Source organism: Mycobacterium sp. NGS29 (assembly GCF_059812965.1).
Genome location: NZ_JCALDR010000015.1, coordinates 49,828 through 62,924 on the forward strand (window position 1 = coordinate 49,828; position 13,097 = coordinate 62,924).

Consider the following 13,097-nt stretch of genomic DNA (forward strand, 5'->3'; position numbering starts at 1 on the left):
CGAAAGGCCAGCAAGCTAGCGCTGTTTGTGTCATCGAAGTCCTCCTGGTCGACGTGGAATCGCCCCGATGCGTTGCGAGTGCACATACAGATTCCAGCAGGTCAGCGCGCCAAAGTCACGAAACTCAGCAAAGGTCGAGACGACACTTTTTTGGTAACGATTAGATAACAATATGTGCGGTGTTCGAGCAGCCGCCGTTGCTCGACGCGGCGCTTCCCGCCTCCGGGCACGCTCTCGCCGAGTCGGCGCCGCTGCCGGCCCGCGCGAACCGATGACCCTCATCGCCCCTCGTGTCGCCACGTTGTCGCGCAACCGCGATCGCAGCTCGCGATGGATGGCGAGCGGGCGGAGCGCTGATGAATCCACCATGTCGCCGTTTATATAGGCGGATGACTAAGGAAGCAAGTAGGCTGCTATCATCAGTTCACGTGGACGGCGAATCCGTGGGGCAGGCGCCCTGCGGGTACAGTCAGTGCAACCGGAAGGATAACCGTGGGAGACGAGGCGGCACTGCCCAGCACCGTCGGCGACGAACCCTCCGACAGCTCCTCTGAACTGTCGGTGAAACTCAACAGGCTCTTCGACGTCATGCGCAAGCCGTCCGAACCAATGATGTCCAACGCCACCGCCGCGGCCGCGATCGCCGAACAGACCGGCGTCTCCATTAGCGCAACCTACCTATGGCAGCTGCGCACCGGAGCCAAAACCAACCCGACCGTTCAGCACCTACGCGCGATAGCCGAATTCTTCGGCGTATCAGCGTATTACCTGATCGAACCCGGCGAGCACCCTGGCATCGACGCGCAACTTAACTGGATTCAGGCGCTGCGCGATAACGGTGTGCGTGGCCTTGCCATGCGCGCCCAGGGGCTCACCACCCAATCCATCAACAGCCTGGCAGCTATGGCCGACCAGATACGCCAGCTCGAGAAGCTACCACCGGTCGTCGACGACTCTGGCGAAAGTTCAGGCCGTGACCATCTCTAACGCCGAACTGCGCAACCTCGTAGGTCAACTTCCGCTTCCCGTGCCGTGGAATGTCCAAGCGTTCGTTGACAATTTGGCGAACCGGCAGCGACGTCCAATCCGGTTGGTTCCGGTCAACACCGCCACGCTCCGAGGCAGCCCGTGCGGACTGTGGTTTATCACCGACGCCGAGGATCTCATCCTCTACGAGGGTGGAACCTCCCACCACCACATCGAACAAATTATCTGCCACGAAGTCGGCCACATGGTGCTTGGCCACGCCAACCAATGCGACACCCGGACCCGGCTGACGCAACTTCACCTGGACCTATGCCGCGAAACACTGCCCGACTTCGATCCCGCGAAGCTTCAAAGGATCTTCGGGCGTGGGCATTTCGTCGCTGAGCAGGAACGCGAAGCCGAAATGTTCGCTCACCTCGTCCTACTCGCCGCCGCCGAGGCCGGCGCCAAAGAATCGACAATGAGACGCGCCTTTTTCGGCTCCCACTAAGGGGCGGTGGCCTCCACCATCATCGTCGGCCCAAAGTGGCGCACTCGCCCCGGCGTGAGTCCCGCCTCGCGCATCAAAGCATGCACCTGCTGCGGTGAGCGTTCCCGACCACCTTCACACGTCACCAGCATCAGCACATCAGCCGTCGACGTCAGTGCATTCGGGTGCCGGGATTCATGGTGCAAATCGATGGTCACTAGCGTGGAGCCGGACGGCATGGTGGCGCGTACACGTTTGAGAATGTCGCCCACCTCCCTAACCGAGCTGATGAAGCCCGACCCGTCGGCAACAGCCGGGGCAGCGGAGGCCAGGGCGATACCCAGCCCGGCGGTCATCGTGGTCAGAATCTTGATCATCGGTCTGGTAAACACGTTAGCCGCCTTGATTCGACTTGTGATTCCCGCTCGGTGGCTATACCTATTGACGTCATGCTTTATGTAACAGTGGCAGAGTCGGGCGATGGTGCCATCGTCGATATCTCTGTTCAGGATTCTCAGCTCCTGAAAACAATCTGTCGGGAACTTGGTCAAGCGGTGGACAGAAACCATATTCTCGCCCGAACGGGCCACACCGAGCATGCCTATCGATACATGTCCCTGTGGATGTCCGACAACCGGCCAGCCCCCCGCCCGCGCGACATGAGACAGCAACAGGCGTACCTTCGCTTGAAGGAGGCGTTGGGTTCGCCTACGCCCAACGAATTGCTGTTGGCGACCAAAGTAGGCGACAGTGACACTCCGACCGTGCGCTGGAATCTGAGCTTCACAGCACTGCGGATGTTTGACGTGGCGATTCGTGAAATCCTCGACGATCACGGTAGCGATGCCCCACCCTTCTGGGAACTCCCGATTATCACCGGGTTTGACGAAGAAGACTTCCGCACCCTGCAGCAGGAGATCTTGGGCATTCTGGAAACTGCCGACTTGGCTGCTGATTCGTCCGTGGTTTCGGTAACAAATCCGAGTCCGCCGCGCGGCGACGAAGAATACAGTGCGGACTCCGCCCTTATCACAGCCTCGTCTATGTACTTCGAATCTTTAATTCTTTCCGACCTCGCCCTCCCCGAGGTCGAACCCTCACCGGGGCGAATCGTGCCTCCGCAACGGGGCCAAACCGACGAGGATGACGATTGGGCTGAGGGTGCCGATCCCGATCCCAGCAGCGAGGGGAACAGCACGCGCATCGGTCCGTCGTACTTTGTGTTGCCCGATTTCCTGCCTTCACGACGCATAACCATTGTCGATTACGTTGATCTGCTGCGTCCAAAGCGACGGCGACGGGGTGGGCGGTGACCCCATAGGTGGTGGTCCAGCAGCCATCACTTCCCAGCCTGGCCGACGCACTCGCCAACCTGGTCATTGAACGTGGACCAGTCCGCACCGGCAACCTTGCGGCCATCGGCAAAGGTCGTCCGCTCCCTGGAGGAACGCGAAGCCGAAATGTTCACTCACCTCGTCCTACTCGCCGCCGCCGAGGCCGGCGCCAAAGAATCGACAATGAGACGCGCCTTTTTCGGCTCCCACTAAGGGGCGGTGGCCTCCACCATCATCGTCGGCCCAAAGTGGCGCACTCGCCCCGGCGTGAGTCCCGCCTCGCGCATCAAAGCATGCACCTGCTGCGGTGAGCGTTCCCGACCACCTTCACACGTCACCAGCATCAGCACATCAGCCGTCGACGTCAGTGCATTCGGGTGCCGGGATTCATGGTGCAAATCGATGGTCACTAGCGTGGAGCCGGACGGCATGGTGGCGCGTACACGTTTGAGAATGTCGCGACACACGTCATCGCTCCAGTCGTGCATGATCCACTTCATCGTGTAGAGGTCAGCCTGAGCGTCCAACTGGCCGAATAGATCGCCCACGCGACGCTCGATGCGATTACTTACTCCCCGATCACGCAGAAATCCGTCGGCTTGCGCAATGATCTCGGGTGCATCGAGCAGGATCCCGCGCGCCTCGGGCCGGTATTCGAGAATGGCGGCAAGCAGGTGGCCCTTCCCGCCGGCAACGTCGCAGATCACCCCATGTGCGGGCCAGGGATAGGTCCTTAGAATGCCCGCAAGGTCGAACTCCGTGAGCTGACGCATGGCATCGGCGAACACTGCACCGACGTCGGGGTGATCGTCGAAGTACTCCCACATCGACTTGCCGAATGCCCGGTCATATCCAGAGATCTGGGCTCCCTCACGCAGTTGCGCATCCATATGAGCAAAAGCCGCCGACGTGTCGGGATGCGCAGCATAGGCAACCCATGAGGCGATCGATTTAGGGTGATCCCGGCGCAGCGGCGCCCCGACCCTGGTCAAGCGCACGCGGCCCCGACGGTTTCGTCGCATCAGCCGCGAGGCGACAGCGGCCTCGACGATCCTGGTCGTCACATCGCGGTCCAGCCCCAACTGATGGGCCAAATCGACCGGATCGCGCGCGTCACTACCCAGAGCATCAGCCAACCCTGAGGACACGAGAACGCCGGCGATCTTCGGGCGCTGCAACGCCGACGCTATGTCCAGAAACAGCGCGAACTCCCCCGGTAACGCGGCATCGGCAAGATCCAGAACACGGCGTCTGGCAGCGAGTACGGCGCGCGCAACCACCAGCGGCGGAGTCAGCGGAAAGATACTCACGTCAGTGGCGCGGATGCAGACGTAGTTGGAGGCCGGCGGGTTTGAGGGTCAGCGTTTCAGCGATCTCTAAGCGATAGCCCGGCTGTGGTTGCAGTTCGTATTGGTGCAGGATCGCGGCGAGGGCCAGCACGATCTCATGCAGCGCGAATTGGCGCCCGATGCATGCCCGGGGGCCGGTTCCGAACGGCCTGTACGTGTGCGCGGGCAACTTGCGCAGATTCTCCGGTAGGAACCGGTCGGGGTTGAAGGTGTCGGCGTCCTCACCCCACCCGGGCCCGCGGTGCGCGGCCAACAGCACGACCGCGACCCAATCCCCTTGTCGGAAATGGTATTTGCCGTTGCCGAGGGTGGTGTCGCGCCGAGCCTGGCGGTAATAGCCGGGGGCCACGGGCCATAGCCGTAGGGTTTCGTCGACGACACGGCGCAGGTACCGCAGCTTGGCGATGTCGCCGAACTCGATCTCAGGAAAGGTTCGCCCAGGCCATCGTTGGTCGACTTCCGCCCTGGCTTTTGCGGCCACCTCAGAGTTAGTAGCCAGATAGTGCAACGCGAAAGACAATGTGTTCGCAGAGGTTTCACTACCGGCGGCCATCAGCGTGAGAATCTGATTGACGATGTTCTCGGCGGCCAGGCGTTCACCGGTCTCTGGATCCGCGCTGTGCAGCATGGCTTCCAGCATGTCCTGACGTTGGCCCGCAGGCAACCGGTCTCGACGAGCCTGGACGATATCGTTGACCAGACCGCGGATATAGTTCCGATCCATTTCGTGCTGTGCGCGGCGCCTTTTCCCAAATAGCTTATCCCACAACGGAATGGGATCAACGCGCATCGCGCGCCTGACGTAACCCAACTCGCTGATAATTGCCGCGCTGAAGGCAGCGTTTTCGCTGGGGTCATCCAGGCCGCCGAAAGAATGGCCGAGCCCGGCCCGCGCGATGATCTCCACGGTGAGCCTGTTGGATTGGGCGGGGATGTCAATCCACGTCTGCTCAACGCTGTGGATGTGCCACGCCTCCAGCAGTTCTCGTACCGTCACCACCATGCTGTCGTGATAGTGCGTCATCGCAGCCTTCGTGAACGCAGGCATCAAAATATTGTGGGCCTTGCGCCAACTGGGCTCGTCGTTATACGCGGTGAACAGTCCGTCGCCCAAGGTCATGCGAAGCTTTTCCACCAGTGGCCCTACATGCTTTTGCCAGACAGACTCGTCGTTCACCTCCTCGATTAATTCAGCATTGGCGAGCGCGACCGCGGACAAATTGAAGATGCGTTGCTCGAAGATGCCGTCCTCGGCACGCGATAACTTCACGGTCGTTCCCAACACGGGACTGGTGAAGTCGATGGTCAAAAGATCACCCAGCACAGGCAACCTGAGTCGAGAGTGCGGAATCGGTGTGGGCACAGGAGAAGTCATGGCACTGGTTTCACTTTCGATTCCCGGGAGTTCGCCGCTACGCTTGCCGACGGCCACCATTTCGCGATCGTCACGAGCTCTGCTACCTCTTCTTCCAGCGTCGCTGCATCCGACTTCACGGTCGGAGCTGTATTGCTGCCTTCAACGACCTGGGGCGTGACGCCGGCGGCCTTCGCTGCAGCAGCGTTGGCGAGCCGCACCGCTGCGATCGCCCCGTCACGATCCCGCGGCGGAACCGCCGGAAGTCCCTCAAGAAAACCGGCCACGGCCTCCTCATCAACTTCCTCAAAATAGGGACGTAACCGCAAAATAGCGTCACGGATCTCGACCACGGTCAAACGCAGCTCAAGGGCCGACCTGCGGCGACTCCCCTCGCCACCGGCCAGGTCGTAGGCACACTCTGGCGCCACCGTCCTTAAGGCCAACCGCAGCGGCTGCAACCTGGCCCAGCTGCGGCTGACCGGATCCAGGCCAACCACCCCTAGGAGTTTGATGGCCACCGGTACCGCAGCAATAACAAAGGGCGCCAAAATGGCAAAAAACAATCCAACCGAGTGAGACTGCTGCCGGTAGACCACCGTGTGCGTCCAGCCGCGCTGATCGCAAAACTGCAGCACAGCCTCCTGCACCACGAACCAGGCGCCCAAGACCCCTAGTACCAAGATGCCGCGCGCCACCCAGCGTTCCCGGCGGCTGCACGTTGATCGCAACGCGGACACAGCATTCCAAATCAGACGAACGGCCAGAACAACCTGCATCGCCGTCACGCAAGTCAGCGTGGTCAGCGAGTCCCAGCCCTTCAACAACTCCAGCGGTTTGTGGTCAAGTCGAGCGCGCGTACCACAGGCAAGAAAAGCGACTATGAAACAAACTGCCGCTAACCGATAATATCGCTGCTTGCGGCGCGTCTCGCGTTCAGACGTGCCCGACCACAACAAGCTGAACCCGATCATCTCTGCGAAGCTGTACCCCATCACAGCAGTACTTAGCTGCCACGCACCGGGTCTGGTCATCAATGAGGATTCGACGAGCAGATCCTGTACCCGATGCTCCCGAAGAATTTGTGCCACCAGCAGGAAAGCCAGCGTGCTATTGAAATACTTTTCGTAGAGATTGGTGTTAAACCAGCGATAGCGCCCCTCTAGCACCAGCGTCATGAACACGATCAAAGGCCAGGCAATTACGCCCGGCACGACGGAAGGACTCAACGCCGTATCGCCGATGCCGCGCTCGGCGAACCGTCGCACATGCGGCGGCCAGAGCGAACAATTCCTGCCGCTCGGGGTTCGCTTCGTTCGCCTACTGAGCCTCGATGACCACGCAGCAACTCGTCTCGATCGGTCATACCCCCAGCCTAACGGCGCGACTCCAACGACAGCGCAGGTTTTTGGCCTACCGAGGGCCAGCTGAGCACCGAAGCGCAACGAACCAGCGCGTGTTGATATCACTCACCTGAAAATCATTGCGCGCATGGAGCAAATCGTGATCCCTGCGACGATGCGCTGATCGCGGCCGTCGCCCGCCTTGCGACATTGATTGGCTTCGAGAGTCCCACTTTGGGAAAATGGGATTAGGATACTGGTATGGAACCAGCTCTGATCGAAACCGATGCTCGAAGCCGCGCTGTGCTACCGGGCCAGCCAAATCAGCGCTTCCTGATGCGAGTCAACGAAGATGGCAGCATCTTGCTGCAACCCGCCCGCATCATCACCGAGGCACAGCAGGAATACGACTCGGATTCGGAATTGCGCAACTTGCTCACCAGGGCGGCCGCATCCTCGACGGTTCGCCGGACCCGCCAACGTCGCTAGATGAGTATTGCGGAGTATTCCGAAGTTGCTGATTCCCAACTCGATGAGCTCGAACAGCACCATGACGCTGATCTCTACAACGCCGTCCTCGACACGATCGAGCTAATCTTCAGGCTCCCCGGACAAGCTCGCGCACTTTCGACCGCCATCACCACGAAAGAGGGAATCCGTCTGCGTCTGCCCGTGATTGCTCACCCGCCGTACAAGGTGTTCTGGTCCTCGGACGGCCCCCGTATCGAAGCGATCTTTCCGCACCCGTAGCCCTGTGGCTATCCCTTGACCGCTGGCGGGCCAATGCCACTTAGCACTAACGCTATGTCGACATCCCTCGGTCGAAGGTGTTCAAGTCCAGTGCAATTTCGACACCGTCCTTTTCCACCACGATCCGCGGGTGATGGGCCCCTGCTGCTTCCAGATAGTCGCGCAGCGTCGACAGCAGCAAGTCGTCTCGTCGCTCAATCCGCGAGACGGTGCCCTGGTCTGTTTCGAGCAGCACTGCGAGTTGTTGCTGCGTGAGGTTACTGGCTTTACGGATCTCGGCCAGGCCGCGTGCGTAGACGCGATCGGTGTGTTCACGTTCGGCGCCGTAGCGGGCCACGTCCTCGGCGATCAGTGGATCGTTGACCAGCTCGTCGATACGTCCGTTGGCTCGCCGAAAGCGGGTGCGCGCGGTATCACTCATCATCTGTTCCTTTCTGAACTATCCACTGCCGGACCGCGGCGTCAGCCCGGGCCCCGACACTGTCGTAAAAGACATCCCCCATCTGCGCCTTATCGGCGCCGAAGAGAGCGACCACCACTGTGGAGCTCTCGGGGGGAACCAACATATGAGCCGAAAAGCGATGTCGCGATCGTAGGGGTGAGAGGTGCGCCAAACGGGGTAGTGCCGAGATTGGCGCACCCGTTTTAGGTCCGGCGTTTCCGCCTGGGGCGCTGCGGCGAGGGCCCGCAGTTGTGCCAAGGCATCGACGGCGCGAGCAAGGAGCCGCCGCGCGGGCTCGTTTCCGCTGCGTGCCTTGGCTTCTGTCCGGTCGAGCCAGTCGAAGAACTCCTCGGGAGCATCGACATCCACAGGCACAGTATGGCATCAACAGCATATGGCGTCAAATCCATATTGCCTTGTCGTCGAAACGCCCGCTTCGTCGCTGCTGCCTCTCGACGAGACCGCCACCTGGTCGACCATGCTGACGCACCATCACGGAATCGTCTGCTCTAGAACCGATTACTGCCAGGACGAGAGCCATACGTTTCTGGTCGTGTGGTGCGAGACCAATTGCAAGTCAGCGGTCCGCTAGAACCGGGCGCCGTCGGTAGCGGGAAGACACGTTCGACAAGCGCCAAGGCTGCGCGCAACGCAGCCTCCCATTCGGGGTAGCGCACTTCGATGCCCTCGTGCACGGCATCATTACGCCTGTCCACCAGATCGATGTAAAAGTTAGCCGGAAGCTCTTCGCCCACTTTTTCCAGGGCTTTCGCCTTCCGGCCAAGTGTTTTGGCCTTCCGGAGAATCTCCTGCCGTTTCGGATCGGCTTCGTTGGCGAGTAGGTCATCTATCCGTTTCGTCGCGGCGAGCTCTGCCGCTGTGGCGGCGTCGATGACGGCGCGGCGCAGTTGATCGGCATTCTGGAGGGCGCGCGCGTCGCGTAAAAGCCTCCATGCCAGGGCCGGTGGGGTCGCCGCAAGCGCCGCGCAGTCCTGCAGAATTTCCGCCGTAACACCGATAACACGCTCGGGCCCCCGAATAACTGTTCCCCCAACCCTCAACTCATCCGGTCGCCCGGTTTCACCGCCAGCCCATATCGACGTCCTTTTGTGGGGGTTTAGCCAGTCGTCGTTTTCATGACCAATTTGTACAAGTCGCTGGTTGGTTGCGATCTCCAACCACGTTCGGACGTTGTCCCACCAATCATCGATGTGGTGGAGGATCTGTTGCGCTAGAAGCTCTTGCCCCCACTCGCGGCGTATCTCGGGATCCACCAGCGCGGAGTGGGCGTCAATGGTGAACGCGAGCCGCTTGATGGCAACGCCATTGAAACCCAGCGCATCGTGCCGGGAGTGGGTGCCCCACCGCTCATCGGGTTCGCGCGGTGTCACCCGCCAATCGCGCGGAGGCGCAAGGAAATTCGCAAGTCCTCGCTCTTCGTCCGGTGTTTCCGGAAGACGCAGGGTGACTGGGAAGACGCCGTCGTCGGTAACCAGCAATGTTGAGTAGCTCGGTCGCGCTGAAAGTAGACCGACCTCGGCGAGGAATGGCCGATCGAGGTCATACCACCACTGCAGATGGAGAGCTTCGTTGTCGTCGGCTACCTCGTCTTCCTCATCGGCCATTCGGCAACCGTACCCATGCCGCACAAGCACGTCGCGCCATTTTCGATGCACGCTTCGCTGCCGCGGTGGGATGCTTATTCAGTTGGTCACGGACGCTGGGACGTTCAGGTCACGCCGCCATCGACTCGATATCTCGCCGAAACCTGAAGCTGTGCAGAACGACGACACCGCCAACAATGCTCGATTCACCGGCTCATCGGTCATCAACGGGTCGAGCCGAACCGCAGAAATCCCGCGCGGACCTCAGCAGGTAAGTGACACCCGCGGGCGCCCTCGCTTAGTGAGGTGCCCCGGAAGTGACGGTTCGCGGCGGAACCGGTTGCGGCGCCAACGGCTCGGGGATCAACGAGTCACGCGGCACCCAAACACCTGACCCAGGAATGTATTCCGATGTCCCCGGCGGCCCAAACGTGTGCGGCGGCGGGAACTGCGCGCCCGGGAAATCAGTGATCGGCGCCCACACGCCGGTATTGGGTCCCAGCTCGAGATAGATGACCGGATTGCCCGAATCGTCGTAGAACGGTGACGGTCCGAGTTCACCGGGATTCTTGATGATGGCACCTGGGACTTCGTCAGCGCGCACGTAAGTCCCTGAACCGGGGCCGATCTCGATCCAGCGCGGGGCACCTGGTCCCTGCGGGGGCTTGGGCCCGTTGGGTCCTGCCACCCACGGCGAATGCCGCGGGTCGCCGATGTTCCAGCCAGGCTTGTTCGAGTCCTTCGGACTGTTGTTATCCAACGGCACCGCCGCACCGTTGCCCGGTGTGCGCGGTGTTTCGGTAGTGAAGTCCACCGCCCTGATCTGCGCTGCCCCACGCGCATCCGCGCCGGTGTAGGCGGCCGCATGTTCGGTGAATCGCTGCGAATATGTCCCGAAGTCAGTGACTTTCGCCATCAGCGGGCCCTCACGCTCGGCCAGCCCGGCAGCGATCCCCACCGCCACGGGATATCCCATCGGACCGTGGGTAGCGGCGATACGCTGGATCTCTTCGCCCGCTTGCGGGGAGATCTGCGCCGCCCGCGCCGCCAGCGCGGCGTATGAGTCCGCGGCGCTGATCAGATCACCGGGATTGACGTTGACGTTTGCCAAAACAGCTTTCCCCTCTTAGACGACTGCTGCTACCGGATTCAGCGGTGCGCCCGCCAATCTGGCCGCATACAACAAATCCGCGCATCCTTCGGCTGTGTCGTAGTTACGCAGACACTCGATCACCTCGGCAGCTCGTGCCGACGCCAATAGTCGCGCCGGATCCGACCCGCCCTGCCCCTGGGTTTGCATTTCCAACTCGTAATCGACCAGCGCCATGAACCGCTCGGTGCGCACGTCATCCCACAACGAATCTGCGATCGGCTGACGGAGCTCGAACTGCCGCATCACGTTCTCACACGCCGCACCATGCAGGTGCCCTGCGAGGGCGGCCATGTGCATGTGCCGGGCCGCGACCTGCAGGCGCTGCTGATCGTTAAAAGCGTTGGCCTGGCGCCACTCCCACGGCATCGCTACAGCACACCGATGCATTAGCGGCGCCTGCACCGGCGCAATCGAGCCTGCTTGCTCGGCGAGCACCGACACCGGCCGCGCACCTACCGCGGCCGCCCAGTCGACCATCTGCTCCATCGGAAGCGACGACGCGATCGCCAACACCCGGGTCCCCGGGGCGGCCATCTCACGCGCCTCAGCGTGGCGCACCACCATCTCAAGGGCGTTGGCCCCGCCGGCGGCCTCGGCCTTCTCGAACAGGTCATGCCCAATCACGGGGTCGGTCAAGGCCAAACGCACATCGGCGGGTACCCGCACCCCCAACGGAATGTAGGAAGCACCTTCGCTGGTGGCCAGCCAGGCTGACACCGACCCGGTGCGCTCCGAAATCAGCGACACCGCGTAGTCGATGCCGATGTAGCCGACACCGAGCGTCTGCGTCAACATGGACGCGATCACCGCCTGGCCCACGTCCATCGCCTGCTCCACCAACGCCTCACCGCTGGCGCCGTCAGCGCCCACACCCCGAGTCCCCCGCTGCGACAGCACCATCGGCGCCACCTGCCGGCCCGCCGGCGAACCACCGCCAGGGACCGCCGCACCCCCCGGCGGGGGTGGAGCGGGCGCCGGCGGCGACGCGGGACCGCCCGGTCCACCGCTGACCGGAGTCACCGCGCCCGGGCCGCCGGCCGGCGGCGGCATCATCGCCATCGGAGGACCTGCCGCCCCGCCTCCCGGCGGCGCCGGCGGAGGCGGCGTGGCCGAAGGAACCGCCGCCGGGGCTTGCGCGGCAGCAGCGGCCACATTCTGCGCTACCTGGTTACCGACGGCGCCGACCGCGCCCAGCCCGTTGGCCGCCCCGCTGATCGCCCCCGAGGCGGCCCGCGCGGACACTTCGGCAATACCAGACCCCAACCCGGCCAAACTTGCGCCACCGCCGCCACGGCCCGCAGCAGCGGCACTACTGGGCGAGGCCGCGTTGGCGTTGCCCAGCTGGCCCGCCGACGGCGCCGAGCCAGCACCGGGGTTGCCCAATCCACCGCCACGAGCAGCTGACGATGCCGGCGATGAGCCGCCAGTCATGGGCTTCATCAAGCTGTTGATCATCGAGCCGGGACCGCTACCGGCACTCGATCCAGGGGACGGCGAAGAACCGGTCCCGGGAGTGTTGGACAGCGGAGACGGGCTACCTGGGCCGTGGGTGCCGGTTTCGGGCTTACGCCACGTACTTTCCTGGTACTGCTTACCCGGCTGGTGGCCCTGCTGACCCTCCTGTCCTTCATGCCCTGACGCAGGGTTTTCCCGGGTCGTGCCATGGTGGTCGACCGGTGTGGTGCGGGCTCCGCCGCCGTGCGGTGCGGGCGGGGCGGGCTGGGGTGCGTGTGGCGGCGCGGGCGGGGACGGTGTGCCGCCGGCGCTCGGCGTTTTGTGGGGTGCGGTCCACCGCCCGATGTCGGCGGCTAACGCGGCGACGGTGCCCGCACCTTGGAGATCGCGGGCGCGCGCCAATGCCGTTGCGCGAGCAACAATCGCGGCTTCGGTGGAAGCGAGCTGGCTGTCGATCTGCGGCGTCGCCAGCGGGTTGGCAGCTTTGGCCTGTGCGGCGGCTTGGCGTGCGGAGTGGATGTCCTCCTCGGCCTTATTGACGATCTCCACCAAATCGGCTTTCGTCGCATGCAATTCGTTGGCGCCCCACAACGCCTGCTTGGACACGTGCCGGTAGGCCTCGATCCGGTTCTCCAGCGCGGTCTCGCGCGTGGCTTCCAGTCCGCGGGCCGCGTCGATGAAATTGCCCTCCATCGGAGCAAGGAGATCCCTGATGTCGTGCTGAATGTCCAGCTGGCTGAACAGGTTTCGCGCCGAGGCGTCGAGGGTGGTCGAGTAGCCCGACCACGCCGTTACCGACTGCGATGGCCACGAGCCAGCCAGGATCGCGGCCGAATGCTCCGTGGTCGGCATCGCCA

13 protein-coding genes are annotated in these 13,097 nt (G+C 62.7%); 5 read left to right on the forward strand and 8 right to left on the reverse strand.

Features of this window, described 5'->3' with window-relative positions:
* The first annotated feature begins 492 nt into the window (after positions 1-492).
* Positions 493-987 carry an XRE family transcriptional regulator gene (locus tag AC5Y5Z_RS19145; protein WP_499919367.1) on the forward strand — a complete coding sequence of 165 codons (495 nt, stop codon included), beginning with the start codon at positions 493-495 and terminating at the stop codon, positions 985-987.
* Positions 988-1,090: 103 nt separating this feature from the next.
* A complete protein-coding gene (locus AC5Y5Z_RS19150; protein WP_499926931.1) occupies positions 1,091-1,477 on the forward strand; it encodes a hypothetical protein in 387 nt (128 codons plus the stop codon).
* On the opposite strand, the gene AC5Y5Z_RS19155 is transcribed toward AC5Y5Z_RS19150, so the two are convergent.
* The gene (locus AC5Y5Z_RS19155; RefSeq protein WP_499919364.1) at positions 1,474-1,848 is read right to left on the reverse strand and encodes a methyltransferase; all 375 of its coding nucleotides are present in this window, start codon (positions 1,846-1,848) and stop codon (positions 1,474-1,476) included. The genes AC5Y5Z_RS19150 and AC5Y5Z_RS19155 overlap by 4 nt on opposite strands.
* Positions 1,849-1,905: 57 nt before the next feature.
* On the opposite strand from AC5Y5Z_RS19155, the gene AC5Y5Z_RS19160 reads away from it, so the two are divergent.
* The gene (locus AC5Y5Z_RS19160) at positions 1,906-2,769 is read left to right on the forward strand and encodes a hypothetical protein (protein WP_499926933.1); all 864 of its coding nucleotides are present in this window, start codon (positions 1,906-1,908) and stop codon (positions 2,767-2,769) included.
* 230 nt (positions 2,770-2,999) lie between these two features.
* On the opposite strand, the gene AC5Y5Z_RS19165 is transcribed toward AC5Y5Z_RS19160, so the two are convergent.
* From AC5Y5Z_RS19165 to AC5Y5Z_RS19175, 3 genes are read right to left on the reverse strand one after another with little or no spacing between them, the layout of a single operon-like run.
* Entirely contained in the window at positions 3,000-4,100 is a 1,101-nt protein-coding gene (locus AC5Y5Z_RS19165) for a methyltransferase (RefSeq protein WP_499919362.1), read from the reverse strand.
* Between the two features lies 1 nt (position 4,101).
* Positions 4,102-5,574 carry a cytochrome P450 gene (locus AC5Y5Z_RS19170; RefSeq protein WP_499919360.1) on the reverse strand — a complete coding sequence of 491 codons (1,473 nt, stop codon included), beginning with the start codon at positions 5,572-5,574 and terminating at the stop codon, positions 4,102-4,104.
* On the reverse strand, positions 5,511-6,761 hold the full coding sequence (locus AC5Y5Z_RS19175; protein ID WP_499919359.1) for a DUF6545 domain-containing protein: 1,251 nt from the start codon (positions 6,759-6,761) through the stop codon (positions 5,511-5,513). Before AC5Y5Z_RS19175 ends, AC5Y5Z_RS19170 begins: the two co-directional genes overlap by 64 nt.
* Positions 6,762-7,097: 336 nt before the next feature.
* On the opposite strand from AC5Y5Z_RS19175, the gene AC5Y5Z_RS19180 reads away from it, so the two are divergent.
* Positions 7,098-7,325, forward strand: a complete 228-nt coding sequence (locus AC5Y5Z_RS19180; RefSeq protein WP_499919358.1) for a hypothetical protein — start codon at positions 7,098-7,100, stop codon at positions 7,323-7,325.
* Positions 7,326-7,586 carry a hypothetical protein gene (locus AC5Y5Z_RS19185; protein WP_499919356.1) on the forward strand — a complete coding sequence of 87 codons (261 nt, stop codon included), beginning with the start codon at positions 7,326-7,328 and terminating at the stop codon, positions 7,584-7,586.
* A gap of 52 nt (positions 7,587-7,638) precedes the next feature.
* Here AC5Y5Z_RS19185 and AC5Y5Z_RS19190 read toward each other — a convergent pair whose 3' ends face one another.
* From AC5Y5Z_RS19190 to AC5Y5Z_RS19205, 4 genes are all read right to left on the reverse strand, one after another.
* Complete coding sequence (locus AC5Y5Z_RS19190; RefSeq protein WP_499919355.1) at positions 7,639-8,007, reverse strand: helix-turn-helix domain-containing protein; 369 nt, start codon at positions 8,005-8,007, stop codon at positions 7,639-7,641.
* A gap of 530 nt (positions 8,008-8,537) precedes the next feature.
* Complete coding sequence (locus tag AC5Y5Z_RS19195; RefSeq protein WP_499919354.1) at positions 8,538-9,653, reverse strand: hypothetical protein; 1,116 nt, start codon at positions 9,651-9,653, stop codon at positions 8,538-8,540.
* A gap of 277 nt (positions 9,654-9,930) precedes the next feature.
* Positions 9,931-10,743: a hypothetical protein gene (locus AC5Y5Z_RS19200; protein WP_499919353.1), complete on the reverse strand. Its 813-nt coding sequence runs from the start codon at positions 10,741-10,743 to the stop codon at positions 9,931-9,933.
* A 15-nt stretch (positions 10,744-10,758) separates the two neighbouring features.
* Positions 10,759-13,092, reverse strand: a complete 2,334-nt coding sequence (locus AC5Y5Z_RS19205) for a hypothetical protein (protein ID WP_499919351.1) — start codon at positions 13,090-13,092, stop codon at positions 10,759-10,761.
* Positions 13,093-13,097: the final 5 nt, after the last annotated feature.